This window comes from Brevibacillus thermoruber 423, assembly GCF_000454065.1.
GTDB lineage: Bacteria > Bacillota > Bacilli > Brevibacillales > Brevibacillaceae > Brevibacillus > Brevibacillus thermoruber.
Window position 1 is genome coordinate 222,218 of record NZ_ATNE01000001.1, and the last position, 26,192, is coordinate 248,409.

General features: G+C 59.6%; 28 protein-coding genes and 1 other annotated feature. Of the genes, 2 read left to right on the top strand and 26 right to left on the bottom strand.

Going from position 1 to position 26,192, the window contains the following annotated elements; all coding sequences use genetic code 11:
* Window positions 1-157: 157 nt before the first annotated feature.
* From M516_RS0101080 to M516_RS0101190, 23 genes are all read right to left on the bottom strand, one after another.
* Window positions 158-814, bottom strand: a complete 657-nt coding sequence (locus M516_RS0101080) for a hypothetical protein (RefSeq protein WP_029097465.1) — start codon at window positions 812-814, stop codon at window positions 158-160.
* Window positions 815-821: 7 nt separating this feature from the next.
* Window positions 822-2,099 carry a GTPase ObgE gene (obgE, locus tag M516_RS0101085; protein WP_029097466.1) on the bottom strand — a complete coding sequence of 426 codons (1,278 nt, stop codon included), beginning with the start codon at window positions 2,097-2,099 and terminating at the stop codon, window positions 822-824.
* A 13-nt stretch (window positions 2,100-2,112) separates the two neighbouring features.
* Window positions 2,113-2,697 carry a Spo0B domain-containing protein gene (locus tag M516_RS0101090; protein ID WP_029097467.1) on the bottom strand — a complete coding sequence of 195 codons (585 nt, stop codon included), beginning with the start codon at window positions 2,695-2,697 and terminating at the stop codon, window positions 2,113-2,115.
* A 133-nt stretch (window positions 2,698-2,830) separates the two neighbouring features.
* Window positions 2,831-3,130 (bottom strand): 50S ribosomal protein L27, encoded by a 300-nt coding sequence (rpmA, locus tag M516_RS0101095; protein WP_029097468.1) that lies wholly within the window; start codon window positions 3,128-3,130, stop codon window positions 2,831-2,833.
* 1 nt (window position 3,131) lies between these two features.
* Window positions 3,132-3,485 (bottom strand): ribosomal-processing cysteine protease Prp, encoded by a 354-nt coding sequence (locus tag M516_RS0101100; RefSeq protein ID WP_029097469.1) that lies wholly within the window; start codon window positions 3,483-3,485, stop codon window positions 3,132-3,134.
* 18 nt (window positions 3,486-3,503) lie between these two features.
* Window positions 3,504-3,815, bottom strand: a complete 312-nt coding sequence (rplU, locus tag M516_RS0101105) for a 50S ribosomal protein L21 (protein WP_029097470.1) — start codon at window positions 3,813-3,815, stop codon at window positions 3,504-3,506.
* Between the two features lie 10 nt (window positions 3,816-3,825).
* Window positions 3,826-3,904, bottom strand: a sequence feature (ribosomal protein L21 leader region).
* Window positions 3,905-3,956: 52 nt separating this feature from the next.
* Complete coding sequence (locus tag M516_RS0101110; protein ID WP_029097471.1) at window positions 3,957-5,504, bottom strand: ribonuclease E/G; 1,548 nt, start codon at window positions 5,502-5,504, stop codon at window positions 3,957-3,959.
* A gap of 211 nt (window positions 5,505-5,715) precedes the next feature.
* Complete coding sequence (locus tag M516_RS0101115) at window positions 5,716-6,552, bottom strand: M50 family metallopeptidase (RefSeq protein ID WP_029097472.1); 837 nt, start codon at window positions 6,550-6,552, stop codon at window positions 5,716-5,718.
* Window positions 6,545-7,324, bottom strand: a complete 780-nt coding sequence (locus M516_RS0101120; RefSeq protein ID WP_029097473.1) for a M23 family metallopeptidase — start codon at window positions 7,322-7,324, stop codon at window positions 6,545-6,547. The genes M516_RS0101115 and M516_RS0101120 overlap by 8 nt, the downstream gene beginning before the upstream one ends.
* Before the next feature lie 182 nt (window positions 7,325-7,506).
* Window positions 7,507-7,707, bottom strand: coding sequence for a cold-shock protein (locus M516_RS0101125; protein WP_029097474.1), 201 nt, complete (start codon window positions 7,705-7,707; stop codon window positions 7,507-7,509).
* A gap of 233 nt (window positions 7,708-7,940) precedes the next feature.
* A complete protein-coding gene (rodA, locus tag M516_RS0101130) occupies window positions 7,941-9,077 on the bottom strand; it encodes a rod shape-determining protein RodA (RefSeq protein ID WP_029097475.1) in 1,137 nt (378 codons plus the stop codon).
* A gap of 130 nt (window positions 9,078-9,207) precedes the next feature.
* On the bottom strand, window positions 9,208-10,002 hold the full coding sequence (gene minD / locus M516_RS0101135; RefSeq protein WP_029097476.1) for a septum site-determining protein MinD: 795 nt from the start codon (window positions 10,000-10,002) through the stop codon (window positions 9,208-9,210).
* 28 nt (window positions 10,003-10,030) lie between these two features.
* Window positions 10,031-10,699, bottom strand: coding sequence for a septum site-determining protein MinC (gene minC / locus M516_RS0101140; RefSeq protein ID WP_029097477.1), 669 nt, complete (start codon window positions 10,697-10,699; stop codon window positions 10,031-10,033).
* A gap of 89 nt (window positions 10,700-10,788) precedes the next feature.
* Entirely contained in the window at window positions 10,789-13,242 is a 2,454-nt protein-coding gene (locus M516_RS22500) for a peptidoglycan D,D-transpeptidase FtsI family protein (RefSeq protein WP_044899562.1), read from the bottom strand.
* A gap of 54 nt (window positions 13,243-13,296) precedes the next feature.
* Window positions 13,297-13,821, bottom strand: coding sequence for a rod shape-determining protein MreD (mreD, locus tag M516_RS0101150; RefSeq protein ID WP_029097478.1), 525 nt, complete (start codon window positions 13,819-13,821; stop codon window positions 13,297-13,299).
* Window positions 13,821-14,888 carry a rod shape-determining protein MreC gene (gene mreC, locus M516_RS0101155; protein ID WP_029097479.1) on the bottom strand — a complete coding sequence of 356 codons (1,068 nt, stop codon included), beginning with the start codon at window positions 14,886-14,888 and terminating at the stop codon, window positions 13,821-13,823. The genes mreD and mreC overlap by 1 nt, the downstream gene beginning before the upstream one ends.
* Before the next feature lie 14 nt (window positions 14,889-14,902).
* A complete protein-coding gene (locus M516_RS0101160) occupies window positions 14,903-15,946 on the bottom strand; it encodes a rod shape-determining protein (protein WP_029097480.1) in 1,044 nt (347 codons plus the stop codon).
* Between the two features lie 110 nt (window positions 15,947-16,056).
* Window positions 16,057-16,755 (bottom strand): RadC family protein, encoded by a 699-nt coding sequence (radC, locus tag M516_RS0101165; RefSeq protein WP_029097481.1) that lies wholly within the window; start codon window positions 16,753-16,755, stop codon window positions 16,057-16,059.
* Between the two features lie 105 nt (window positions 16,756-16,860).
* The gene (locus tag M516_RS0101170; RefSeq protein WP_029097482.1) at window positions 16,861-17,445 is read right to left on the bottom strand and encodes a Maf family protein; all 585 of its coding nucleotides are present in this window, start codon (window positions 17,443-17,445) and stop codon (window positions 16,861-16,863) included.
* A gap of 12 nt (window positions 17,446-17,457) precedes the next feature.
* Complete coding sequence (locus M516_RS0101175) at window positions 17,458-17,748, bottom strand: DUF4321 domain-containing protein (RefSeq protein WP_338010424.1); 291 nt, start codon at window positions 17,746-17,748, stop codon at window positions 17,458-17,460.
* A 232-nt stretch (window positions 17,749-17,980) separates the two neighbouring features.
* Window positions 17,981-19,225 carry a hypothetical protein gene (locus M516_RS0101180; protein WP_029097484.1) on the bottom strand — a complete coding sequence of 415 codons (1,245 nt, stop codon included), beginning with the start codon at window positions 19,223-19,225 and terminating at the stop codon, window positions 17,981-17,983.
* Window positions 19,226-19,284: 59 nt separating this feature from the next.
* Window positions 19,285-19,893, bottom strand: coding sequence for a prepilin peptidase (locus M516_RS0101185; protein ID WP_238550905.1), 609 nt, complete (start codon window positions 19,891-19,893; stop codon window positions 19,285-19,287).
* An 89-nt stretch (window positions 19,894-19,982) separates the two neighbouring features.
* Entirely contained in the window at window positions 19,983-20,237 is a 255-nt protein-coding gene (locus M516_RS0101190) for a hypothetical protein (protein WP_029097486.1), read from the bottom strand.
* Window positions 20,238-20,455: 218 nt separating this feature from the next.
* Between M516_RS0101190 and M516_RS0101200 the strand changes: the two genes are divergently transcribed.
* Both M516_RS0101200 and M516_RS0101205 read left to right on the top strand, forming a co-directional pair.
* Window positions 20,456-20,953 (top strand): cation:proton antiporter regulatory subunit, encoded by a 498-nt coding sequence (locus M516_RS0101200; protein WP_029097487.1) that lies wholly within the window; start codon window positions 20,456-20,458, stop codon window positions 20,951-20,953.
* A gap of 2 nt (window positions 20,954-20,955) precedes the next feature.
* Entirely contained in the window at window positions 20,956-22,185 is a 1,230-nt protein-coding gene (locus M516_RS0101205) for a cation:proton antiporter (protein ID WP_029097488.1), read from the top strand.
* Window positions 22,186-22,249: 64 nt separating this feature from the next.
* Here the strand turns inward: M516_RS0101205 and M516_RS0101210 are convergent, their stop codons facing one another.
* The 3 genes from M516_RS0101210 to M516_RS0101220 all read right to left on the bottom strand — a co-directional run bounded on the left by M516_RS0101210 (window position 22,250) and on the right by M516_RS0101220 (window position 26,153).
* Complete coding sequence (locus tag M516_RS0101210) at window positions 22,250-23,242, bottom strand: ketoacyl-ACP synthase III (RefSeq protein WP_029097489.1); 993 nt, start codon at window positions 23,240-23,242, stop codon at window positions 22,250-22,252.
* Window positions 23,243-23,398: 156 nt separating this feature from the next.
* The gene (gene murC, locus M516_RS0101215) at window positions 23,399-24,781 is read right to left on the bottom strand and encodes a UDP-N-acetylmuramate--L-alanine ligase (RefSeq protein ID WP_029097490.1); all 1,383 of its coding nucleotides are present in this window, start codon (window positions 24,779-24,781) and stop codon (window positions 23,399-23,401) included.
* Window position 24,782: 1 nt separating this feature from the next.
* Window positions 24,783-26,153, bottom strand: a complete 1,371-nt coding sequence (locus tag M516_RS0101220) for a bifunctional folylpolyglutamate synthase/dihydrofolate synthase (RefSeq protein WP_029097491.1) — start codon at window positions 26,151-26,153, stop codon at window positions 24,783-24,785.
* Window positions 26,154-26,192: the final 39 nt, after the last annotated feature.

Below are 26,192 nucleotides of genomic sequence, written 5' to 3' on the forward strand. Positions count from 1 at the left end.
TCGCCGCGGTGGGAACCGCGCGAGTCATTCGCTGCGTCCGGAATGCGCGCTGCACAGCCCCGTCCCATCGGCCATGCTGTCGGCGGAGCAAACCGTTTCGATCAAGCAGCGTTCCGGCCGGCTGCGGAAACGCGCAGCGCACAAAAAAATCCGCCCCCTATCGGGAAGCGGATTGCGCCAGTTTTTCGTAATAGCTCTGCAGCACGTGGCGATGTTTTTCCTCCATATCGGTGATGACCAGCTTCAGCACCGTCGAGCCGTCCTGAAACGTCTTCTCCACCACTTTGGTCATCGCCACCGGCTCCTGCTTGTAATGCGGAAGCAGAAAGGACAAGTGCAAAAAATCGCCGACGGAGACGAAACCGTCCGTGCCCACAATCAGATGCGTCGGGGAAAAACGAAGCAGGACGCCTTCCCCGTTTTCTTCCATGGGTCGGGCTCCCATGATCTTGTACGGGACGTTGATGACAAAATCCGGCTGCAGGAGCGGCCGCTCGCCCTTGGCTTCCTGCTCGATGCCCACCGGCACCAGGCGCGCCAGCTTCACGGGCCACACCGCCTGTTCCTGCACCACCTGCAGACTCAGCCAGGTAATCGCTTCATCCGTTTCCAAGCGCAGACGGACGACCGTTCCCAACAGGGAGACGGCCGCGTCGCCCTGCACGTACGAGAGGATCAGATAACCCGAATGGACATGTTCGACGATGGCATCGAGCGGCTGTTTCGCCGCTGCGGGCGCCACCAGTTCAACCGCTCCGCCCCGCTGCAGCCGCTTGTCCGCAATAAACGGGGTCAGGGAGGGTACGTCTGCCATACTGTCATCACTCCACAAATTCAAACTCGAAATCACCGATGCGGACGGTGTCGCCATCCTTGGCCCCGCGCCTGCGCAGGGCTTCGTCCACGCCCATGCTGCGCATCATGCGGGCGAAGCGCTGAACGGAATCGTAGCTGTTCAGGTTGGTCATGCGGACCAGCTTTTCAATTTTTTCCCCGCTGACGACGTAGACCTCGTTGTCGCGGGAAATCTCAAACGGCTCCGGCTCTTTCTCCGCGCGGAAGACGACGCGCTCTTCCACCTCCGCCACTTCTTCGACGGTCGGCTTGTCCGGCAGCGTCTCCAACAGATCGGCCACGGCGTGCATCAGCTCCTGTACCCCCTGACGGGTAGCCGCCGATATTTCGTACACGGTCACACCGGGCACCTGTTCCTGAAAGCGGCGCAGATTCTCCTTCGCCTCGGGCAGGTCCATCTTGTTGGCGGCGACGATCTGCGGCCGCTCTTCCAGCTTCAGGTTGTAGAGCTTCAGCTCGCGGTTGATCTGATGGAAATCCTCCACAGGGTCGCGCCCGTCCACGGCCGCCATGTCGATCACGTGGACGATCAGACGGGTCCGCTCCACGTGGCGCAAAAACTGGTGACCCAGTCCCACACCCTCGTGCGCCCCTTCGATCAGCCCCGGCAGGTCGGCCATGACAAAACTGCGTTCGCCCAGATCGACCACGCCCAGGTTGGGTGTCAGCGTGGTAAAGTGGTAGGCGGCGATCTTCGGCTTGGCCGCCGTCACGCTGGCCAAGAGCGTCGATTTGCCGACGCTGGGATACCCGACCAGTCCGACATCGGCAATCAGCTTCAGCTCCAGTCTCACATAGCGCTCTTGTCCCGGTTCGCCGTTCTCCGAGATGTGCGGCGCCGGGTTGGCCGGTGTGGCAAAGCGGATGTTGCCCCGTCCGCCGCGGCCGCCTTTGGCGATGACGGCCCGCTGTCCGTGCTCCACCAGGTCGGCGATGATTTCCCCGGTATCGTCATCAATCACGGTCGTCCCCGGAGGAACCCGCACGACGAGGTCTTCCGCCCCGGCTCCGTGCTGCCCTTTATTGCGTCCGTTTTCGCCGCGCGGGGCCTTGAAATGCTTCTGGTAGCGAAAATCCACCAGCGTGCGCAGCCCTTCATCCACGACGAAGACCACATCTCCGCCGCGCCCGCCGTCACCGCCGGCCGGCCCGCCCAGCGGCACGTATTTTTCCCGCCGGAAAGAGACGGCCCCGTTTCCGCCGTCTCCGCCCTTCACGTAAATCCTTACCTGATCGACAAACATGCTGTCACCTCTCTCATTCCGCCACTGGAACTACCGTTTCCAGTACCCATTCCTCGTCCGTATGTATGCACGCGGTGACCTTCACCGGAATCCGACTCTTGTCACGTACCAGTTTTTCCAGTTCGCCCTGCCCGGATGCACGCAGCTTCCCGGCCAGGTCAAAGCGAAAATGGATGCCCTGCTCACCTCGGTACAAGGTGATTTGCATGCTGGCCGGTTCAAATTCATTCCGGTCCAGGTGCTCGCGGACCGTGAACACAATGCCCGCCACCAACTGAAACAGGTCGTGCTCGTCTGCCGCTGCCTTCCGCAGATCGACTTCGCTGCAGACGTCCACCTCCAGCAGCAGGTCATTGTTCAGCGCGTTAAACGTCAAAAAGAAGACGGACAGCAGCGAGCTGTTCAGCCTGGCCACCATGCTTTCCTGCATGGCCAGCTCCGCCACGCGTTTCAGGTACTTTTCTCCTTCCTCCAGGCGGCCCAGACGCAGGTAGCCGAGCAAAACCTGGACATGGTTCAGCCAGTCGTGACGCTGCCGGTTCAATACGGCCAGCAGTTGATCTGTTTGCTGCGTGAACAGCGTACGCTCGTCCCTCATCTTCCCCACCCAAACCGATAAGAATTTCTTTCTTGTACCATTGTACCACACGGGCGTAGCGACTGAAAGAAATCCTCAGTGCCGGACAAAAAGAAAACCCAGCGACAAGGCTGGGTTTTCGTCTCCGAACTATTTACGCTTGAGAAGCGACCGGCTCGATCACCACTTGTTTGCGATCGCGGCCCAGACGCTTGAAGCGAACGATGCCGTCGGCCGTTGCAAACAGCGTGTCGTCGCCGCCTCTCATGACGTTAGCACCCGGGTAGATCTTCGTACCGCGTTGGCGTACGAGGATGTTGCCAGCTTTCACGAATTGACCGTCGCCGCGCTTCACGCCCAGACGTTTGGAGATGGAGTCGCGGCCGTTCTTGGTGGAACCTACCCCTTTTTTGGAGGCGAAGAACTGCAGGTCAACAGGGAACAGGAATTTCATATCAGGCACCTCCTTGCCATTTTGAATCGTGAATCGCCACGTATTTTCCGTTCGTTTCGGCTACAACAAACAGGGCAACAACCATGCTCTCAGCCAAGAGCTGCTGTTTCTCATGAAGGCGGGCGTCGTCGAGACGGCCCACTCTCCAGCGGAGAAACCCGCCCTCCTCTGCTGCGTGCTGAACGTCCGGAACAAATCCGAGCAGTGGCTGAATCGAATTGACGATCCCGAGACTGACCGCGGACACGGCTGCACAGACGATGTCCGATCCGTGCCTGCCGGCGTTGGCATGTCCCGAAATCGCAATCTCTTCAATCTCGCTGTGCGCATTGCGCTGAACGGTTACGGTAATCATCTCGGTGCGTCACCAAAATTACGCGTTGATCTTTTCGATCACAACTTTGGTGAACGGTTGACGGTGACCTTGTTTGCGACGGTAGTTTTTCTTGGCTTTGTATTTGTACACGATAATTTTTTTGCCTTTACCGTGTTTTTCTACTTTGCCGGTTACCGTTGCGCCTGCTACGGTAGGCGTACCTGCCGTAACTTTGCCGTCTTTGCTTACAAAGAGAACTTTGTCGAAAGTAACAACGTCACCTTCGCCTGCAGCCAGTTTCTCGATGAAGAGAACCGAGCCCTCTTCCACTTTGTATTGCTTGCCGCCGGTTTCGATAATTGCGTACATGTTGTGCACCTCCTATACTCAGACTCGCCTGTGCAGGTGCGCCGTGAACGGCGTCTTGTCCAACCTGATTCGAGCGGTTACAGTATGCGCGAGGCATAGCTGCATGACAGACATTAGGTTACCATACTTGCCGCCGCACAGTCAAGGCATTTCCGATTTTTCCCGATACAGCCGTTCCGCTTCTTCGCTGCGGCCGGCGTACAGGATGCGGTATCGCTCGGGCGGCAGCCGGTCGGAGCGCAGCACGTACAGATGCAGCAGCCGCTCCCGCTCCTCGTGCCCGCCGGCCGCCAAGCGTTCGTACAGCCGGGCCGGCACCTCGACCAGCGCCGCTTCCGCCTCCTGGCTGCGGACAAGCCCGCTCAGCTCGTCGAACAGACGGCGCTCCAGCTCGTCGACGGAGAGGACCCGTCCCGTTCCGCCACAGCAGGGGCACGGCTCCGTCATGCGTTCGGCCAGGCTGGCCCGCACTCGTTTGCGGGTCAGCTCGACCAGGCCGAGCGCGGTCATTCCCAACACCGCCACTGGCGCCGTATCCTTGGCCGCTTCGGCGCGCAGAGCAGTCAGCACCCGCTCCCGATTGGCCGCTTCCTGCATGTTCACAAAATCGATCAGGACGATTCCCCCGATGTCGCGCAGCCGCAGTTGACGGGCAATCTCCCGCGCCGCCTCCAGGTTTGCGGCGGTCACGGCCTGTTCGCGCTGCTGTCCCCCTTTTCCGCTAAAGGCCCCCGTGTTGACGTCGATCACGGTCATCGCTTCCGTGCGGTCAAACACGAGATGGCCGCCGCTCGGCAGGGGGATGCGCCGCTGCAGCGCCCGGTCCAGTTGGGCCGCCACGCCAAGCCGCTCAAACAGCGGTTCCCTCCCCTGATAGCGGCGAAGCTTGTCCGCCGCGCCGGGGAACAGCGCCTCCGCCAGTTCCCTGACGCGCTGAAAGGCGGCCGCCTCTTCGACGATGATTTCCTCCACGTCCTCCGCCCCAAAGTCGCGCAGCGCGGCCTCGATCAGGTCGGCATCGCGGCAAATCAGGCACGGGGTTTTCCGCCCGGCGGCCGACGCGAGTGCTTCCCGCCAGCGCTTTCGCAGATAGGCAAGCTCGCGGGCCACCTCTTCATCGCCAGCATTCTCGGCTTCCGTCCGCACGATCACCCCTTCGCCGTCCGCCAGCAGTCCGGCGGCCAGCTCACGCAGCTTCCGCCGCTTCGCCTCGTCCGCAATCTTTCGCGAGACCGAGACGCGGGCACCCGGCTCGACCGGTACGCCTGCGCCCGGAAGGCCGCTCGCAGACATCCCGGCGGCTCGTCCCTCCGGAGGCAGGTAGACCAGCAGACGGCCAGGGATGCTGACGCGCGTCGTCACTTTTGGCGCCTTCCCTTCCGCGGCTTCCTTGCTCACCTGCACCAGCAGCGTTTCACCCACTCTCACCAGCTCGTTGATCGGGCGCTTTTCCGTTCCGTGAAACGGCGGCAGGGCATCGTCCACGTACAGGAAGGCGTTTTTCCCCTGGCCGATGTCGACAAAGGCGGCCTGTATCCCCGGCAGCACATCCGTCACCCTGCCCCGGTAGACACAGCCCGCCAGCGGTTCCGTCTCCGCCTGTTCGCTGCGCCATTCGACCAGCCGCCCCTGTTCAAGCAGCGCCGCCCGCAGCCAGCCGCCGGCCCCGCTGATAGCCACCTGTTTCACGCCGTTCCTCTCCTTTTTCCCTCGCGTAAAGACGGACGGGCCGGCTGGACGGCGGCCTCCTGTCCGCGTACGTCCACGCCATGCCCGCCATGGCTTTGGCGGGGTTCACATCATCGCTTGCATCAAACGCGCCGCTCCCAGAGGGAAACGGCGCTTGCAACACGTACTCTACCACAGCGGAGGCGGAAAGAAAAGCGGCGGGACCGCCCGCTCACACCAACTGCCCGACAGCGGTGTCGTGCTTTTTTTCAAACAGCAGCGCATGCAGCAGCCGCTCCTCGGCCAAGAGGCCGCTCCCCTGCACGTAGACCAGGTGGGAACAGCCGCGCCGCAGCAGATGAGACACTTCCATCGCCGTCGACTCGGGCGGGACGGTCAAGGCCCGCACGCCGTACTCTTCCGGCTGGCGCGCGTACTTTTCCATCAGAAAGCGGATGAATTGGTAGGGAAAACGCAAAAAGGCCTGGATGTTTACGGCCAGCAGGTACACGGCCACCACGGCGACATTCGTCTGCAGGGCAAGGACGGACAGACCCAGCATCAGCGCGGCCAGCATGGCGCTCAGTGCCAGCGACGCGATGGCTGCCCGGCGGTACGGCATGTACCAGCAGAGGATCGCCTGAACGATCCGCCCCCCGTCCAGCGGCCAGATCGGCAGCAGGTTGAAGCCGGCGACCGCCACGTTGCCGGCCAGGAAAAACCGGGCCCACTCGTCCGTCCAGATGCCAACATGCCAGCATGCCAGGGAGACCGCGATCATGACCACGTTGAGAAACGGGCCGGCCAAGGCCACCACAATCTCGTCAAGCGGGTCGGCCGCGTAGGCTTCCTCCATCGTGGCAACGCCGCCAAACGGCAGCAACTCCACTTCGGTGACGGTCCAGCCCAGCTCCCTGGCGACAGCGACATGACCGATCTCGTGAATCAGCACGATCACGAACAGGGTGATGACCTCCCAAAACTTTCCCAACAGGAGCGACATGCCGATCACGATCCAAAACAGCAGGTGAATGCGCAGGCGGATGCCGAACGGGCGCCACTCATTCAAAGGAGATCACTTCCAGCGGGTCGATCGCCTGCTCCTGCGCCCGTGCCCCCAGGTAGAGATACCGGGCCGTCTCATTGACCGCACGCGGGACGCCCACCACCTGTCCCGGCTGGAGAAAGTCGTTCACCGCGACCTGAATCTTCTCCAAATTGCCGAACCACATCTCACGTCCCTGGGCCAGACGGACCACGACCGTCGTGCCAAAACCGGGCTTTTCCCCCACGAACGTCACCCACCCGGCCTCTCCCATCGTGACCGCGCCGCCTGTCCCCGTGCTCAGCACAACCTTGGCGCTGGCGGAGTCAAAGGGCTTCACCACTTTCCACGAAGCCGGCCATTTCCAGGCTTTCTGCGTGCTGGACCCGCTCACCGGAACCGCCTTCTTGACCGACAGGGACGGCAGCAGCGCCGGCAGTGCCCCGAAGCGCGCTTCGTACCAGTCGGCCACGCCGGCAAAATTAAAATCGCGCGTCATCACTTCGCGCGCCGATTTTTTCCAGTCCAACGGAACGACGGACGATTGGAAAACCAGATAGGCCATGCCCACCAGCAGCGCGGACGCGAAGATCTGGATGCCCCATTTTTCCCGGGGAGGCAGTTGGGGCATGGTGCCGCTGTTCCGGCGGGAAGCGTACGGGAACGGGTCGGCGTCGGGGTCGATCGGATCTTTCCATTCGTCGACAAACGGAGCCAGACTGTCGCGCGACTGCGTGCGAATCCGCTCCATCCGCTCCCGCCTCCTCTCTTTGACACGATCCACTTCGTCGAACATGTCCCATCCCTCCGATGGCCAAGCATTTGTACCATCTTATGACTTGTCTGCCCGCATTATAACCGGCGCGGCAGGCTGCGAGAGGGACGGATGCCGGCGGATCGCGGGGGCCGCTGCAGCCAGACCCGACACGCAAAAAAGCAGTCTCTCCATCGAGAGACTGCTTTCTGATTTGCCGGCGTTTACAGTTTCACAACGTTGGCAGCTTGCGGACCGCGGCTGCCTTGGACGATTTCGAACTCAACCTTTTGACCTTCTTCCAGAGTTTTGAAACCCTCTGCCTGGATTGCGCTGTAGTGTACGAATACGTCATCTCCGCCTTCTACCTGGATGAAGCCGTATCCTTTCTCCGCGTTGAACCATTTTACAATACCTTGTTGCATGAAACAAAACCTCCTAAACATGCGCCCGAATCGGGGCGAAAAAGTGTTCCGTTAACCTGTTTTTACAGAGGAGTTTTTGCCGGTATGGAAAAAGTCGTACCGAGCCGAGATTTGACCACATGGTGGCGTCTCTCAACAAGGTACGACTCCACAACCCATATCAAATCACTACAGCTAGTAAAACTGGTTAACTTAGATTGAGTGTATCACATCCGGATCGGTTTGTCACGCATTTAGTCAAAACGCAGTGTGTCCTTGCGCATCCCGATGTTCAGGACGACGCCGATGATCAGAAAGTTGGTCAAAAGCGAGCTGCCGCCGTAGCTGATAAAGGGCAGCGGGAGCCCGGTGATGGGCATCAACTGGATGGTCATGCCGATGTTTTCGAAAACCTGGAACGTCAGCATGCCGACCACCCCCGCCACCACGTAGGAGCCAAACGGATCTTTTGCCTCCATCGCGATGCGAATCATCCGGTAAATCAGGAAGAAGAACAGGATCATCAGCACCCCCGCCCCGACGAAGCCGAGCTTTTCCGCGATGACGGTGAAGATGAAGTCGCTTTCGCCGACGGGGACCCAGCCGAAACTGGCCTGGGTCGGCGTGTCAATGCCTTTGCCGAACAGTTGGCCGGAGCCGATCGCGATCAGCGATTGCTTCAATTGAAAACCGCGCCCCATCGCTTCCAGGTCGGGGTTCAACCAGAACTTGATCCGATCCCACTGATACGGCTTGATGATCTTGAAGAAAATCGACTGCTTGTAAAAGTACAGAAGCGTCATGACGCCGAAAAAGCTGCCGACGAGCGTGCCCAGGTAGAGCACGTGTTTGAGCCGGATGCCCCCCACGATCAGCATGGTGGCCAGAATGCTGCAGTACACCAGTGCGCTTCCCAAATCGGGCTGCACCAAAATCATCAACATGGGCACGGCCACGATGAGCCCGACGGGAATGAGCTGATAGAAATACCGGAATCGGTCGGGATCGTCAGCCTTGTTGGACAGGTAGCGGGCCACCGTCAAGATGGTAAACAGCTTCATCGGCTCGGACGGCTGAAACAAAACGCCCCCCGGCAGGCGGTACCAGCTCGTCGCGTTGTTGATGGGCTCCGTCTGGTATACGCCGATCAAGAGGATGATGCCGATGGCGTACAAGACGTACGACATGGAGTAATAAAGCCGATAGTCGAACAGCAGCGTAGCGATAAGCAGCATGAAACCGATTGCGTACCAGAGCATCTGCTGGTTGGCTTTGTCAACACCCGCGGCTGAGCCGGCGATGCCGATGTAGCTGTAGACGGCCAAGCCAAACAGGATCATGACAATCGGCCAGTCGATCGATTTGAGATGTCGTTTTTCAAGGTCAAACATAGTCCTTCCTTCGTCCTCCCTGGCTCCCCTTCTCATGAGGGACACGGCTTCCTGGAATCCGCTGCGCATCCGCGCCGATAAGAATGAAAGAACAGGAAAACTCCTGTTCTTTTGGTATGACAAAAACGCTTTATTTCAATCCGAAAAACCTGCGCACCTTTTGGAGCACGCCCGTCTTTTCCTGCAGCGGCTGAAGCGGCACGGCTTCGCCCAACAGGCGGCGGGCGATGTTGCGGTAGGCGATGGACGCACGGGACTCGTGGTTCATCACCGCCGGCTCTCCCTGGTTGGCCGATTTGATGACATAATCATCATCCGGCACGACGCCGATCAAGTCAATGGCCAACAAATCCAGGATATCTTCCACATCGAGCATGTCGCCGTTTTTCACCAGGTGCGGCCGCACGCGGTTGATCACCAGCTTGGGCATGCCGACCTGTTCCCGTTCCAAAAGCCCGATGATCCGGTCCGCGTCACGGACGGCGGCTTTCTCCGGCGTCGTGACCACAATCGCCTGGTCCGCGCCCGCCACCGCGTTGCGGAATCCCTGCTCGATCCCGGCCGGGCAGTCGATCAGGACGTAGTCAAACTCCCGTTTCAACTGCGTGATGATTTCCTCCATCTGTTCGGGGGAAACCGCCGACTTGTCCTTGGTCTGGGCGGCCGGCAGCAGGGACAGGTTTTCGAACCGCTTGTCCTTGATCAGCGCCTGCGGCAGGCGGCAGGTCCCTTCCGCCACATCCACCAGGTCGTAGATGATGCGGTTCTCCAGTCCCATGACCACATCCAGATTGCGCAGTCCGATATCGGTATCGACCATGCAGACTTTCTGGCCCAAGAGAGCGAGCGCCGTTCCCAAATTGGCGGAAGTGGTCGTCTTGCCCACGCCGCCTTTTCCTGATGTTACGACAATTCCAATACCCACGTCCGTTCCTCCTCTTACCCTCAACGCCTCACACTTTTTTCGCGCCCAATTCGGGGCGAATCCGGGGCAGATAGTTCATTTTGGCTACCAGCATGGTACCGTCCTCCAGATAGGCGAACTCCGTGCCGCCGTTTTTCGCCCACTCTTCTCCCGGTCTGCTGATCACTTCCGCGATGCGCAGTTGGGTGGGATTCATGACCGCGGCGGCGATGATCACCTGCGTATCCCCGTTGATCCCGGCGTGGGCGTACCCGCGCAAATGGCCCAGCACGTAAATGCTGCCCGTCGTCCGCACGATGCCTCCCGGGTTGACGTCTCCCAGAAGCAGCAGATCGCCGTCGAACTCCAGCACCTGCCCGGCACGAACCGTGTGTACCTGGACGGAAAAAGTCGATTTGAGACGTTCGGCAAACGCTTCTTCCTTGGTGATCACGTCGGCTTCGATCGTGTGGATCACCAGATTGCCTTTTTGCCGGATAATTTGCGTCAACTGCTCCTGCTGTTCAGGGGAGCAGTACCTTTTTCCCAATTTAATCGAAACGCGAATCAACGGACCCGACAAGATCTGTTGATGGCTGTGCTCTATCTTTTCACGCAAATCGGCCAGAAGTTCGTCGAAGGAACAGGCGTCATCCATGAAAAAGACGAGACCATCTTTTGTTCCCTTGATCGTGACCTTGTTTTTCACAGTCGTCACCTGTTTCACCTCGACCGATACCATTCGCCACTATTACAAAAGATTCCTGCTCCGGTTAAAAAAATTGCCGAACGCAGTCGGCTGCGGCATCAGCGCTGATCGGCCGCAGCCGGCTGCTGCTGCGAAGCGGCGTGAGAGGCGGGAGCGAGCACGCCCGGATACATTTCGTTGTACGCCTCCAGCAGCCTGCGGGCAATCGGACCGGTGGCGTCCGAACTGGACGTGCCGTTGCGCAAGCTGTCGGGAGCGAGCACGACAAACACCAATTGCGGGTTCTCGTACGGAGCGAATCCGACCAGCAGGGCGTTTTCCGCCTTGCGCCCGGTCTGCGCCGTCCCCGTCTTGGCCCCGACGTTGAACGGAAGGCCCTGGAACGTGCGCGCCGCCGTACCGCCGGGCTTCGTCACTGCCAGCATCCCTTCCTTGACCACCTGGATGTACTTCGGATTGACGTTGACCCGGTTCAGCACTTGCGGTTCGACCACGGTCAATGTCTGCCCGGGCTGTTTCGGGTCCGTCGTGCCGCGGCGAATTTCATTGACCAGATGCGGCCGCACCCGGTATCCACCGTTGGCGATCGTGGAGACGTACTGGGCGATCTGAATCGGCGTGAACAGGTCGTATTGGCCGATGAAGGCGTCGGCCAGGTTGCCGTAGTGCGTGTAGGGGTTTTCCCATCCCGTTTTCTCGCCGGGAAGATCGATGCCCGTCTTGACGCCCAGTCCGAACTGCGCGTTGTAGTAGTCCAGCACGGAGAACTGTTCGGACCAGTGGTTTTTCGCCCGTCCCGCCAGGCGGATCGCCATCTCGTACATGTAGGTGTTGTTGGACACCGCCAGCGCGCGGCGGGCGTTGACCGCCCCATGTCCGCCCGGTTTCCAGTTCCGTTTGAACGTGTTTCCCACCTTGAGACCCCCGCGGTCGATAATGGTCTCGTTCGGGGTGGTAAGTCCCTCGTTCAAGGCGATCATCACCGACATGGGCTTGTAGGTGGACGCCGGAGGAAACGGCGTGTAAATGAAGCGGTTTGCCTCGTTGGGCAGGATGACCGACGAATACACCTCGTTAAACTTCTTGCGGTCGTAGTACCAGTTCACATCGTAATCCGGATAGCTGGCCATCGCCAGGATTTCCCCCGTGTTCGGGTTCATCACCAGGACGTGGGCCTCCTTGAATTCCTTCGGCGTGGACGGTTTGCTTTTGAACTTGAGGAACTCCTCTCTCAAAATGGCTTCCACCTTGCTCTGGAAGCGCCAGTCCATCGCCAGCACCAGATCGTTGCCCGGTTCCGGCTCCCGGCTCATCTGCTTCTCGACCGTCTCCGAGTTCTTGTTGACGTGCACTTGCATCACGCCGTCCTTGCCGCGCAGATAGCGCTCGTAATACGCCTCCAAACCGGTCACGCCGACGCGGTCGAACGGATTGTATCCCTGCGCCTGGTACTCCTTCAACTGCTCCGGCTTGATGGCGTTGATATAGCCGAGGAAGTTGGTGCCAAACGGCGTTCCGTCCACGTCCTCGATAATTTTCCGCACCGGTTCCAGCACAACGGAAATGCCGGGCAGCTCGGACAGACGCTCCTCGATTTGATACCGCTCCTGATCCGAGATGTTCACCTTTACCCGGCGCGGGATGTAGCTCGGCATATGCGGAGAGCGCATTTCCTGCAGCAGGGAAAGCTTGTGCCACTGGAACTGGCGCTGCTGGTCGTTGAGCGGCAGCTTTACGTCCAGGTCAAAAATGGCCGCGTAGCGCAGCAGTTCCGTATCCGATTTCTGCTTCAAATCCTCGGGGTTGGGCAGAATGTTGATCTGGTATTTGACCTGCTTGCTCAGGTCGTCCCGGTACTCTTTGTCCAGCGTCAGCTTCAGTTCCACATTGCTGGCGATGGCGTATTTCAAGAGCTCCGTATCGGACATTTCGTCCAGCGCCGAGCGCTGTCCCGGGTCGTTCAGCTTCGCTTTGAGCAGACTCAGCGCATTTTTCCGCGACGTGTCGTCAAACGGAGAGCGCACATGCAACCCGACGTACAGCGCCGTCTTGACCAGTTGAAAGTCGGACATGCCGTCGATCTGGCTTACCTTCGGCACCTGCTGCAGCTTGGGCACGATCTGCGCGATCAGCTTGTTCGTGTCCTCGGGGCCAAACGCAACCGGCAGCGTGGAGCCCAGTTCGACCGTCTTTTTCAGCAGTTCCTTGTCCGTCCCCATTTTCAGGCCGTCCATCGTCAGGATGCGGGCCAGCCGATCAGCCACCTTTTCCTCGTCGATTTCCTGCCCCTGCTCCTCCACGTAGGTGACCGTGTACACCGGCTTGTTGGAGACCAGCACCTCGCCGTTTCGGTCCAGGATGCGGCCGCGGGGGGCGGAAATCGGCAGCTCGCGGATGCTGAATTTCTCCAGTTCGTGTCGGTACTGCTCCCCTTCCACCAGTTGGACGTAGGCGAGACGCAGGATGATGGCGGCAAAAAACAGGAACACAAGCAAAAACAGAACATTTAATCGAACGGGAATGTCCGACTGCTGTTCTTTCTTTTCGTCCACGACCCCTCTCCTCCTTTCCAGTTCCCCGCCGGGATGACCCGGCCGCTTGCGCCGCTACTCCAACGGGAGGTCGCGCTTGGACTGCACGGATTCGCACAGACTCTTGATCGGTGTGTAGATCACCAGGGCAAACAGCACATTCAGCGCGACGGTCGGCAGGATCTGCCGGTTGAGCATCCACTGCACGTCAACCGGTGCCGTGGTGAACAGCAGATGGAGGCTGTACAGCAGCCACTCGTGGGCGAACAGGATCAGGCTGCACGTAACAAACACCATCCCGAAGCCCCGCTGAAACAACAAGACGATCAATCCCGCAAAGTAGCTGGCCACCATCATCGTCATCATGTACAGGCCGATCACCTGCCCGTACAGCACATCCTGCAAAAAACCGAGCGCCAGTCCGTAGTAGAGTCCTTCCCGCCGTCCCAAAAACATCGAAACGAGAATGGTGCCGACAAGCGCAAAGCGGGGTACTGTCATCAAAGACAGACCCCATTTGTCAGGCAAAAAGACCTGAACCAGCGTTCCTTCCAGAACAAACAGCAAAAGCAGCGTCACAGCGAGGAGAAACCGCGGCATTACTGTCCACCTCCGCTGTCAGCCGCAGCCGCGCTTCCCTGCCAGCTGGACGGAGCAGCGCCGCGACCCGATGCTGCGGACGGCTGCGACTGCTGGGCTGCCTGCTGCCGCGCGGCTGAACCTGCCTGTTGAGACGCCTGCTGCTGGGTCAGAGCTGTCTGCTGTCCCTGCGGCTGATTGGGGATCAGCTCGCCGGTGGGCGAGAAGGAGAAGTTGCGCTCTACCACCATCACTTCGTTCAGTTGGGAAAAGTCGGCGCTCGGCTGGATATAGGCGGTCTGCGTCAGTCCGTAATCGTCAGGCTGGACCCGCACGACGTATCCAACCGGCAGATTGGGCGGAATCACTCCGCCAAATCCGGAGGTAATCACCTGCTGCTTTGGCTCGATTTTCTCTCCCCAGGGAATTTTGCGCATGACAAGCAGGCGTTCCTGCGAATCGTATTCTTCAATGACACCGCTGACGGGATGGTGGGTAACGGTGCCGTTGACCGTCTGCACGGTTTGAATCGTGGCCGAGATGTTATCACGCCGCTCGTAGCTGGTCAAAAGCTCCACGGTGGCGGAAAAGTTGGCCACGCTCTGCACCCGACCGATCAATCCCTTGGCGGTCATGACCGCCATGTCTTTCTTGATGCCGTGTTTCAGACCCTTGTCGATCGTGATGACGTTGTTCCAGGTGTCCGGATTTCTCGCCACCACTTCGGCGTAGCGAAGCTGATAGGAGTTTTTCAACGACTCCTCCGCTTGCAAAAGCTTGCGCAGGCGTTCGTTTTCCGCTTGGAGCGCGTGCAGCTCCGCCGTCATCCGGGCGTACTGGTCCAGGCTTGCCTTCAGCGCCCGGTTTTCTTCGTACACGTTGTACGCGTCGCCAACTTCTTGAAAAAAGGTGGAAACAGCATGGGCAGGGCGGTAAAAGATCCCCTGCACCACGCTGAACACATCCTTGAAAAACATCTCCGGCCAGGTCAGGCGAGCCCGTTCCCGGGACGTAAAGCCCACGATGGAGATCAACAGGACCAGGCCCACAAGCACAATAATCAGCCGCTTGTTCCCGAAAAACGACATGCCGCAACCTCCGATTATTTACCGCGCTTTTGGCGGGAAGAGGTAATTCCGTGTTTCGATTTGAACAGATGGAGGTTTTCCAGCGCGCGGCCGGTTCCGATCGCGACACAGTCCAGGGCGTTTTCCGCCACGTGCACCGGCATGCCGGTTTCCTTGCTCAGCAGGCGATCCAGATTGCGCAGCAGCGCTCCGCCGCCGGTGAGCACGATGCCGCGGTCCATGATGTCGGCGGCCAGCTCCGGCGGACTTTTCTCCAGCGTTACTTTCACGGCTTCGACGATGGCCGCCACCGTTTCCGCCAGCGCTTCGGCAATCTCCGCGCTGCTGACGGAAAGTGTTTTCGGCAGCCCGGTCACCAGATCGCGCCCGCGAATCTCGACGGTCTCCAGCTCGTCGGGAGCGACGGCGGAACCGATTTCCAGCTTCAGCGTTTCCGCGGTGCGCTCGCCGATCATCAGGTTGTACTTGCGTTTGATGTATTGAATGATGGCCTCGTCCATTTCGTCACCCGCGACGCGGATGGACCGGGACGTCACGATGCCGCCGAGGGAGATGATCGCCACTTCCGTCGTACCCCCGCCGATGTCCACGACCATGCTGCCGGTCGGTTCCCACACCGGCAGGTCCGCGCCGATCGCTGCAGCAAACGGTTCTTCGATGGTGTACGCTTCCTTCGCGCCGGCCTGTTTGGTGGCGTCTTCCACGGCCCGTTTTTCCACCGCGGTAATGCCGGACGGAACGCAAACCATCACGTTGGGGCGGCGGCTGAACAGCCCCTGGTTCTTCTGCGCCTGGTTGATGAAGTAGCGCATCATCGTTGCCGTCGTGTCAAAATCGGCAATGACGCCGTCCTTCATCGGGCGAACGGCGACGATGTTGCCGGGTGTACGGCCAATCATGCTCTTGGCCGCGTTCCCGACCGCTTCGATGGTGTTGGTGTCGGTGCGGATCGCCACGACGGACGGTTCGCGAACGACAATTCCCTTTCCTTTTACATAGACCAGTGTATTGGCAGTGCCGAGGTCAATCCCCATGTCACGAGAAAATCCACCAAACATAAAAAAACTCCTTCCGCTTTTGTCCGGTTACAAACCTATGATGAGAAAAAAAGCTCTGGTAAAGCATGCTCGGTGAAGCCGGTCCTTCTTGCGGAGCCGGTGCCCGCCCGTTACAGGTAGCCCTGCTCTTTCAAGCTGACGTACCTGGCGTCACCGATGATGATGTGGTCCAGCAGGGTAATGCCGAGCAGTTCGCCGGCTTCCCGCAGGGTGTGGGTAATGGCGAGGTCTTCCCTGCTGGGCGTTGGGTCGCCGCTGGGATGGTTATGTAAACAAATGACCGACGCGCTGCTGCAGCGAATCGCTTCTTTGAATACTTCCCGCGGATGCACGATGGAGGTGTCCAGGCTCCCGACAAAAATCGTCTTCTTGCCGATGACGTGATTTTTGGTGTTGAGGAACAGACAGACAAAATGCTCCTGCGTCAGATGGCCAAGCTCCGGAAGCATCAGTTCCGCCACGTCGCGCGGCAGACGGATGGACGCACGGCGCTGCCCCGAACCCCCCAGCAGTCTGCGCCCCAACTCGAACGCAGCATGCAGCTCGATCGCTTTCACCTGTCCGATTCCCTTCAAGCGGGTGAGTTCGGTGTGAGAGGCTTGGGCCAGGCCGCGCAAGTCGCCAAACGTAGCCAGCAAGCGCTGGGCAAGTTCAAACGCCGTCTGCTGCTCACTGCCCGTGCGCAATAGGATCGCGAGAAGCTCGGCATCGGACAGATGGCCCGCTCCTTCGCGAAGCAGTCTTTCCCTTGGACGGTCATAGTAAGGGACGTTTTTCTTGCGCGTTTCGTTACAGGTGGTTGCCGACATTTTTTACCGCCTCCAGCAAAACGTGATCGGTTTGCGGAAACGGCTGGCAGAGAAGCGTCCTGAGCGGGGAGAGGCCGTTGCCGCGGTGTGAGCAGCACTGCAGCGTTACAGCAGGGTGATCCCAAAGCGGGAAAGCATGCCGGCCGTCAAGCACAGCGGCAGTCCGACCACCGTAAAGTAGTCGCCTTCGATGCTTTCCACAAGAGTGGAGCCAATGCCTTGAATGGCGTAGGATCCGGCCTTGTCCATCGGTTCCTTGGTCGCGATGTAGGAGCGAATTTCCCGCTCGGTCAGCGGGCGAATCCGCACCGCGGTCTTGCTGTGAGCCACCTCGAAGCGGCCGGTCGCGGCATCGATCAGGGCGACGCCGCTGTACACGGTATGCTCCCGCCCCTGGAGCGCGGAGAGCATGCGAAAAGCGTCCGGCTCGTCAGCCGGCTTGCCCAAAATACGTCCGTCCAGGACCACGACGGTATCGGAGCCAAGCACGACGCCGGCGTCGAGGCGGGAAGCAACGGCCCGTGCCTTGCGAAGGGCCAATTCTTCCACCACCGCTTCCGGGGACATTCCCGGCTGCGTCGTCTCGTCCACGTCACTGGTCATGACAGTAAACGGCAGACCCAACGTCTGCAGCAGTTCCCGCCTCCTCGGCGACGAGGAAGCCAAAATGAGTGATGTTTCTGTTTTCATGTCATGTTCAACCTACTTCATTCTGCGATATATCCAAAAGGCGAGAGCAAGCCCTCCCATACTGGCCAGATTTAGTTTTACCTGAACGGTAAGGTCGTACTTCAGGATTTCCAAATCTGCCGCTGGGGTCCATGATATCTCTTTGCTCTTTGCGAGAAACGGGATCCATGGTCCCAAAATCTCTCCCAGGATACTGCCGCATAACATCCCGGAAATCAAAAGAAGCAGAAGCGTAAGTGTTTCTTTCCCCTTCAAATCCCTCATCTCCCTCTTGTCTCTGCGTCCGAACCACCTTCCCCGCATCCGTCCCGCATGGGTGCGGCGCAGCCGACGACGGCTGCCCGACCGGTGCCGTGCGGCAGCCCGGCAGCACCGGAACGAAGCTGTTCGAACATCTTTTTCTCTCAAGGGATTTCTTTTTTGCCAACCATAAGTGTAGCAAATGGGACAGGGCGAAACAATCCCTGATGACTACTGTATGAAAAGAAAAAACTTCCTGCAAGAAAACCTGCATGGAAGTCTTGGTTTTGTGCCGTTATTCCTCCGCCTTCACCTGCCGGACCCAGTTGGCGTAGTTCTCCCAGAACGTCAGCACGCCTGCCTGCACCTGCCAGGCGTACGATTCCGCGCTGGCCGTCTTGCTGCCGGCAATCGCCTCCGCCATTTTGTCGCGGGCCTGCACCGCCTGGTTCATGCCGTTGACCATTCCGGCGAACAGGGACTGCCACGACTCCGGCGCGGAAACGGCCCGGCTCTGCTCCAGAAAGCGGCGGTGCTGTTCCTTGAGCGCGGACGCCTCCTCTGCGGACAGCGCCGGCTGGGCCGAGCTGATCACGTGACCGGATTGGCCGGCCAGGGTGCGGGCCATCTCCAGACCGGTTTGGAAAAACGCGTTCAAATCCGCCGGTTGGGCTGTCCCCGCCGCTCCTTTTACAGAGACGCTCCCGGAGAAGCCCGGCAGGACCAATTCCTTGACGTAGACGTCCATTCCCCTTGCCTTCAGGCTGCTGGCAAATCCGAGCACCGCGTCACGGGTGGGTGCCGCGGCGGCAAACAGATACTGTTTGTCCTCCCCCTTGTACAGAAAGTGCGGGATGCCCGCTTTGTCCAACGGCTTGATCGCCTCTGCGGCGGACGCCTCCGGTTGAAACACTCCGGTCTGGGCCACGTGCAAACGCTCCTCCGGCAGCCGCAGCTCCACCGCCTGCTCCGTGCCGGCCGCGTTTGTCCCCGCAGCTTCGGGAGGGGTCGGTCCGGCTGCTTTCATCCCGTCCGTCTTTCCTCCCGTCCCCCCGGCCGAAAACGTCGTCACGGTATCGCTCAACACGCTTTGATACGACCGGGAAAGCTGCTCTTCGCCAAACACGCTGAGCACCAGCAGTCCGAACACCAGCCCGATCGCCACGGCGCCGCCGGTGGCAAACAGGTTTTTTGCTACCGTGCCTTCACGCATCCATCCCGGCAGGACAAACCGGCCGCGTCCGAGACGGCCGCTCCCCTCCTCATCCGGGGAGAACTCCACCTCCCGCTGCGGCTCGCCGCCGCTTTCCCGCTCTCCCGGCACCTGCGGGTTCTTTCCGCGAAGCTCTCTCAAGAGCGACCACGCATCCTCTTCCCGCGACGTTTTGACGGTCGGAACGGGAGGAATCCCCGCCGCCTTCCGCCACTCGATCGGGGGCTGTCCTCCGTCCGCCTGCCCCGTTTTCTTCTCCGTCCGGCTTCCTTCCCACCGCTCGCCGTTCAATTTTACCGTCACCTGCGTTTTTCTCTGCCCGCTCACGACAACGCCCTCCTCCAAACCGGCTCTGTTTGTACCAGTGTACGTCGGACAGGGACAGGTTATGACAGCACGTAGACGGCGAGGACGCCCGCACATAGAAACGGGGCAAACGGCAGCGACGCCCCCCGTCCCGCCCGTCCGCCGAACAGCATCAGGACGCCTGCCGCCAGCGCCAGCGCGCAGCCGACGGTAAGTCCACCGACAAACGTCCGCCAGCCGACCGCCGCCGCCAGCACGCCCGCCAGTTTGGCGTCCCCCATCCCCACCGCGTCAGGCCGAAGCGCGGAGATGGTCCCGAACAGCAGCAGTCCGAAGCCCCCTGCCAACAGCGAGGAAAGCCAGACGTCCGAATGCTCCAGCCAACGCAGGCCCGGCAGGACGGGCAGCGCCGCCAGCAGGACGGCGTTGGGGATGCGCCTGAACATAACATCCGTCAGGGAAACCAGCAGACAGAATACAATGAGTAGGAGGGTGGGAAGCTGCTCTGTGATGCCTCTCCCGTCCTGCATCCGGACGATGGCAAACAGGATGCCGCAGAGAAGCGACACAGCCGCTCGGTGGAAAAGCGGAGAGCGGCAGGGAGCGGACGGGCCAAAACGACAGGCCTGTCTCCAGACGTACCAGCCGGCGGCAGTACCGAGGCCGCCCGCGAAGAGCGCTCCCCACATGTCCACAGCGATGCTCCCTCCCCGTTTTTCTTCCCTGCAACGATTCTATTTCCTTGCAATGGGACAAAAACAGAGCGCGGCCGCACGCGTCAATCCAGCGATCTCGTTTTTCGCAGGCCATGCTCAAACTGGTGCAGGTGGTCTATGCGCTCGTTGACGTATCGGAAATCCTCTTGCCATCCCTGCTTCTGCGTTTCCTTCACGATTTCCGCCTTCTTTTCCAGCGCCTTGATTTCGTTTCGCAGGGCGATGATGATATCCAGAAAGGTGTCCATGTTCATCTGCCGGATTCTCTGAATAAACTGCCATTCCGCCTCCGTCAACTGATATTGTTTGTTTGCCACGGACGTATCACCTTTGCCAAATGTGTCAATTTTGAATCATCTTGTTTCAAAATGTATACGATTTGACGTCGTACTTTATATAATCGTATTCGAATATACTTATGTCAACGCCGTATTCAATAAAAGAGAGGAATGCACGCCATACTACCATGAAAGATTTCCCTCCCCCTCGTTGAAGACATGGTTGACGTTAGCTCATCTGACAGGAGGCGATTGTTGTGTTCAATATTCGGGAGTGTGACTTGCCTGGTATCGGGCGAAAGTATCAAATCGATACCAGGGGAGGAGACAAGCTGGTGGTCGTCATTCACGACGACGGTCGAAGAGAGCTGTACCACTTTGACAAGGACGACCAGGATGAAAACATCTCCATGGTCACGCTGGATGACGACGAGGCGCGCCAGGTAGCCGGCATTATCGGCGGGATGACCTATAAGCCGAAAGCCCTCGATTCTATTGAAATTGCCCTGGATGAACTGGTCATCGAATGGTACAAGATCGAACCCGGTTCGTTCTGCGTCGGAAAAACGATCGGCGAACTGGACCTCCGCCAAAATACAGGGGCGATCGTCATTGCCGTCATTGAAAAGGATCACAAACAGATCATCAGTCCCGGGCCGGAGCAGGTTCTCTCCGCCGGCTCAACCCTGGTGGTTGCCGGGGAAAGAAAGCAGGTGAAGGCGTTAAAAACCACGCTTAGCACGGGAGGTGAATGATATTGGAGCACATCGTGTTTGAGGTTGGCCTGGCCATCGCGTTGATTGCAATCGCCGGCTTCATTTCCATCAGACTCCGCTTTTCCATTGTTCCCTTCTACATTCTGGTCGGCATGGCGGTGGGGCCCCACGCCCCTGATATCGGCCTGTTTGACCTTCGCTTCATTGAGAGTGCTCCGCTCATCGAATTTATGGGCCGGGTAGGCGTGCTGTTCCTGCTGTTCTACCTGGGGCTTGAATTCTCCGTCGGCCGCCTGATCAAAGCAGGGCGCTCGATCGCCGTAGGCGGCACCATCTACATTGCCATCAACTTCACGCTTGGGCTTCTGTTCGGGTGGGCCGCCGGTTTTCCCGCCAAGGAAGTGCTGGTGATTGCCGGCATTACCACCATCTCGTCCAGCGCCATCGTGGCAAAAGTGCTGGTCGACTTGAAACGGACGGCCAATCCGGAAACGGAGATGATCCTCGGCATCATCATGTTTGAGGATATCTTCCTGGCCCTCTACATCTCCATCCTGTCCGGACTGGTGCTGAGCGGGGCCTCATCGATTGCGGGCGTGATTTCTTCCGCATTGATCGCGCTCGGCTACATGCTGCTGTTCATCATCGTGGGACGAAAAGCTGTCCCCTTCCTGAATCGCGCGCTGCAGATCAAATCCAATGAAGTGTTCATGCTCGTCGTGTTTTCCGGCCTCTTTCTGGTCGCCGGCTTCTCCGAGACGATCCACGTCGCAGAGGCGATCGGAGCGCTGCTCGTCGGCCTGGTGCTGGCGGAAACGGAGCATATGAAAAGAATCGAGCACATGATTCTGCCCTTCCGCGACTTTTTTGGCGCCATGTTCTTCTTCAGTTTCGGCTTGACGATCGATCCCTTGGCGCTGAGCGGGGCCGTGTGGCTGTCAATCGCGGCCGTCGTGATCACGCTGATCGGCAACTTTACGGCCGGTCTGCTCGCCGGACGGAGCGCCGGCCTGTCTCCCAAAGCTTCCTCCAACATCGGACTCACCATTGTGTCACGCGGTGAATTCTCCATCATCATGGCGAATCTGGGCAAAGCCGGCGGCCTTCTCGACATCCTCCAGCCGTTTGCCGCCCTTTACGTGTTAATTCTGGCGATTCTGGGACCATTGCTGACGAAGGAATCGAAGCGGATTTACAACCTGCTGAACCGGGTGCTCCCTCTGGAGCGGACGCGGCAGAAGAAGCCCGCGGAAAGTTCCGGCCAGCATTGACAGCAGGTGAAGGCGAATAGAAGGAGGCTGCCCGGATGTGTTCCGGGCGGCCTCTTGCGACCGATTACGGCATCCATTTAACCAGCAGACCGGCGTGCACCAGCCCGCCTCCAAAGCCGTAGAGGAGCAGGGTATCCCCGGGCTTCACCTTTCCGTCGCGGATGCCCATCGAAAGCGCCAGCGGAATGGTGGCCGCCGAAGTATTCCCGTAGTACTCCATGCTGTACAGCGTCTTCTCCAGCGGAAATCCGCTTTTTTCGCAGATGGACTCGATCATCCGCAAATTGGCGCTGTGGGGAATGAACCAATCCACGTCCCGCAGCGTGAGTCCTGCCCGCTCCACCACCTCCGCCATGCCTTTGGGAACCGTGGTGACCGCCCATTTGTACACTTCCCGGCCGTTTTGCACGATACAGCCGTTTCCTGCCAGTTCCGCCTCGCCCATTCGCCGCGACAACCCCGTGCGGTAGAGATGAATGCCTCCTTCGCCTTTTGTCCCCAGATGGGCGGCGAGGAATCCCGGGTTTTGCTCATCCCGCTCCACCAGCACCGCCCCGGCACCGTCGCCGAACAGGATGCAGGTGGTCCGGTCCGTGTAGTCGGTTACCTTGGACAAGGTTTCCGCCGCCACGACCAGCACTTTTCGATGCAGACCCGCGCTGATCATGCCGTTGGCCATGTGCAGGGCATAGGCAAACCCGGCGCAGGTGGCATTCACATCCAGCGCTCCCGCCTGACCGATTCCAAAGCGGGCTTGAATCCGGCTGGCGACGCTGGGAAAGGGGTAGTCCGGCGTGGTCGTGGAGACGAGAATGAGGTCGACATCCGCCACCGTTTTCCCATACGTCCTGATCATGTCCTCAACAGCGGCGATCGCCAAATCGCTGGTGAACTGGTCTTCGTCAGCAATCCGCCGCTCCCGTATGCCGGTGCGCTGCACGATCCACTCATCCGACGTGTCCACCATCTTTTCCAGGTCAAAGTTGGTCAGCACACGCGCCGGCACGTAGGTGCCAATGGCCGTGATGCGTGCTTTCGATGCCGTTTCCATACTCATGTTTCCTCACCTCGCTCGTATTGTACTCCCTATTATAACACTAAGTATTAGTACCTGGTACTAAGTTATGCACTTCTCCTGCAGGGGCCCCCGCAAAAAAACGCCCGGACCGTCGTCGTCCGGGCGTTTTTCGCCGTTTTCCGCATGTGCATGCCGCTACTTGACCAGCTTTTCCACCAGCCAGTAGGCGGATTTCCAAATGTCGCCAGCACCCATGGTCAGGACCATGTCGCCGGGCCGCAGCGCGTTGACCAGATGCTCCTGCACCTGCTCTTTCGTCGGGATGTACTGCGCGCGCGGGTGGCTGTTGGTGCGGATCTTTTCCACCAGCGCTTCGGCGGTCACTCCTTCGATTTTGGCCTCGCCTGCCGGGGAGTAGATGTCGGTGACGATCACCTCGTCCGCTTCTTTGAACGCCCGGCTGAACTCATCCATGAGAAAATACGTGCGGGTGTATCGCTGCGGCTGAAAGACGGCGATCACGCGCCTGCCCGACGCCCGGGCGCCGTTCAGCGTGGCGATGATCTCCGTCGGATGGTGGGCGTAGTCGTCCACCACGAGAATGTCACGCGCCTCTCCGATAATCTGGAACCGCCGTTTCGCCCCTCTGAACGAGGCCAGTGCCTCCGCAATCTCGGCGAAGTTCAGTCCGGCTTCCAGGCAGACGATGATGGCCGCCAGCGCGTTGGCGACGTTGTGCTTGCCCGGTACGTGAAGCGTCAGCTCGCCGAGCAGCGTCCCGCGGCGGTACACCTCGCAGTGGGTGCGGCGGTCGCCGCAGACGATCGACCGTGCGCTGAACTCCGCCTGATCCGCAAACGACGGGTGGATGGCGTACGTGATGACGGTCTCGGATACGGCTGTCATCATCTCCCGGACATGCGGATCGTCCAGGCACAGGATCGCTTTTCCGCCCGTTTTCAAGTGACTGAGGAACTGCGCGTACGCCCGCTTCAGATTATTGAAATCGCCGCCAAAATGTTCCAGGTGATCCGGCTCGATGTTGGTGACGATTTCGTACACGGGCCGGTACTCCAGAAAGGAACCGTCGCTCTCGTCGGCTTCCGCGACGACGAAATCGCTTTTGCCCGCTTTCGCGTTGGTTCCCGCGTTCAGCAGTTCTCCGCCGATGATAAACGTCGGGTCCACCCCGCACTCTTCCAGAACGTGGGCGATCATCGAAGTCGTCGTCGTCTTGCCGTGCGCGCCCGCAACGGCCACGCCCGTCCGCTCGTTGAGTATGCGGGCCAGCATCTGAGAGCGGTGCAGCACGGGAATGCCGCTCGCCTGCGCCGCGACGACTTCCGGGTTATCCTTTGGAATACTGGTGGAATATACGACCAGATCGCTGCCTTCGACATGTTTGGCGTCGTGGCCGATATGCACAACGGCTCCCCGTTCCACCAGTTTTTTGGCCAGGTCGTTCATTGCGACATCTGAGCCGGTTACCTTGTAGCCAAGGTCGATCAAGACGCGGGCGATGGCACTCATGCCATATCCGCCAATGCCCACAAAGTGGACGCGTTGGGCCTGATCCACCCTATTCACCTGCCTCTTCTACTGTAGTGGGAAAGAAAGCGCGAACTTGGGCGATGAAGTAGAGCGAACCGCAGACAACCAACCAATCGTCGCCGTTTGCCCTCCGGCTGTCCTTCACCCAAGAAGAAAGAAACGCTTGCCAGTCGGAAACGGACTCGAGGCTTTCCGCCTGCCATCCTCCCGAGCAAAACGCATCGTACAACTGCCGGCTCCCGGCGGCGCGAGGAAAGTCAAACGTCGCAAGGTGAATGGTCTTCACACGCCCTTGCAGCGGTTTGAGCGCCTCCGCCATCCGAGCGAGCGGCTTATCCGCCAGTCCGGCAAACAGCAGGTGCAGCCGGGTGTCGGCCGTCACCAACCGCTCCAGACTGCTCACGAGCGCTTCTATTCCCTCCCGGTTGTGTGCCCCGTCCAACACGACCATCGGTCTTGACGAGACGACTTCTAGACGTCCTGGCCAGCGCGTTTGTTGCAGACCGCGGGCAATTTCTTCGTCTTCCAGCAAAAAGGAAAAGAAGTTGCGCAGCACGTCGATCGTCATCAGGGCAACGGCGGCGTTTTCCGCCTGATGGGGGCCGTTCATGGCCAGCCGGTAATCGGCCTCGTGCCGGCGGTGCAGGCTGCGGTAGCGGATGAGCTGCTCGCCCATCCGCTCCTCCTGCTGCTCAACGTCAAAGTGATGACCGATTGTGTACAGCGTGCTGCGTGTTTTCTCGGCGTGTTCCCGGAAAACGGCGAGCACCTCCGGCCGCCGTTCGCCGGTAACCACGGGCACACCCGGTTTGATGATCCCCGCTTTTTCCCGGGCAATCTCCTCCAGGGTGTCTCCGAGGACATCCGTGTGATCCATGCCGATGTTGGTAATGACGGAAACGAGCGGATAGACGACGTTGGTGGAGTCGAGCCGTCCCCCCAATCCCGCTTCCCACACGACAACGGCGGGTCTGGCAATCTTGGCGAAGTAGAGGATGGCGATCAGGGTGATCACCTCAAACTCCGTGGGCGAACCGTACTCCGTTTCCGCCGCGCAGCGCTCCACGAGCGGCTTCACTTCGTTGGCCACCGCCACCAGGTCATCCTCCGGAATCATGACGCCGTTGAACCGAATCCGCTCGCGAAAATCGAGCAGATACGGAGAGGTGAACGTGCCCACGCTGTAACCGGCTTCCAGCAGCATCTGCGTCAAATAGGCGCAGGTGGAGCCTTTCCCGTTCGTGCCGGCGACGTGGACAAACGCCAGCCTGCGCTCGGGATGATCCAGTTCCTCCAGCATCCACCGCATCCTCTCCAGGCCCGGCTTCTGCCCGAATCTCAGCAGCCCGTGCAGCCAGTCAAGCGTTTCTCTGTATCCTTCCAAACGGTTTTCGTTCATACCGCATTGCTCCATTCTCAAAAATATGCGAAAGGACGG

Excerpts from the sequence above, each read along its gene's own strand:
- M516_RS0101080 (WP_029097465.1), bottom strand. The coding sequence starts at position 814 with ATGGCAGACGTACCCTCCCTGACCCCGTTTATTGCGGACAAGCGGCTG.
- obgE (WP_029097466.1), bottom strand. The coding sequence starts at position 2,099 with ATGTTTGTCGATCAGGTAAGGATTTACGTGAAGGGCGGAGACGGCGGA.
- M516_RS0101090 (WP_029097467.1), bottom strand. The coding sequence starts at position 2,697 with ATGAGGGACGAGCGTACGCTGTTCACGCAGCAAACAGATCAACTGCTG.
- rpmA (WP_029097468.1), bottom strand. The coding sequence starts at position 3,130 with ATGAAATTCCTGTTCCCTGTTGACCTGCAGTTCTTCGCCTCCAAAAAA.
- M516_RS0101100 (WP_029097469.1), bottom strand. The coding sequence starts at position 3,485 with ATGATTACCGTAACCGTTCAGCGCAATGCGCACAGCGAGATTGAAGAG.
- rplU (WP_029097470.1), bottom strand. The coding sequence starts at position 3,815 with ATGTACGCAATTATCGAAACCGGCGGCAAGCAATACAAAGTGGAAGAG.
- M516_RS0101120 (WP_029097473.1), bottom strand. The coding sequence starts at position 7,324 with ATGTTCGACGAAGTGGATCGTGTCAAAGAGAGGAGGCGGGAGCGGATG.
- M516_RS0101125 (WP_029097474.1), bottom strand. The coding sequence starts at position 7,707 with ATGCAACAAGGTATTGTAAAATGGTTCAACGCGGAGAAAGGATACGGC.
- rodA (WP_029097475.1), bottom strand. The coding sequence starts at position 9,077 with ATGTTTGACCTTGAAAAACGACATCTCAAATCGATCGACTGGCCGATT.
- mreD (WP_029097478.1), bottom strand. The coding sequence starts at position 13,821 with ATGCCGCGGTTTCTCCTCGCTGTGACGCTGCTTTTGCTGTTTGTTCTG.
- mreC (WP_029097479.1), bottom strand. The coding sequence starts at position 14,888 with ATGTCGTTTTTCGGGAACAAGCGGCTGATTATTGTGCTTGTGGGCCTG.
- M516_RS0101160 (WP_029097480.1), bottom strand. The coding sequence starts at position 15,946 with ATGTTTGGTGGATTTTCTCGTGACATGGGGATTGACCTCGGCACTGCC.
- radC (WP_029097481.1), bottom strand. The coding sequence starts at position 16,755 with ATGTCGGCAACCACCTGTAACGAAACGCGCAAGAAAAACGTCCCTTAC.
- M516_RS0101170 (WP_029097482.1), bottom strand. The coding sequence starts at position 17,445 with ATGAAAACAGAAACATCACTCATTTTGGCTTCCTCGTCGCCGAGGAGG.
- M516_RS0101175 (WP_338010424.1), bottom strand. The coding sequence starts at position 17,748 with ATGCGGGGAAGGTGGTTCGGACGCAGAGACAAGAGGGAGATGAGGGAT.
- M516_RS0101185 (WP_238550905.1), bottom strand. The coding sequence starts at position 19,893 with ATGTGGGGAGCGCTCTTCGCGGGCGGCCTCGGTACTGCCGCCGGCTGG.
- M516_RS0101210 (WP_029097489.1), bottom strand. The coding sequence starts at position 23,242 with ATGAGTATGGAAACGGCATCGAAAGCACGCATCACGGCCATTGGCACC.
- M516_RS0101220 (WP_029097491.1), bottom strand. The coding sequence starts at position 26,153 with ATGAACGAAAACCGTTTGGAAGGATACAGAGAAACGCTTGACTGGCTG.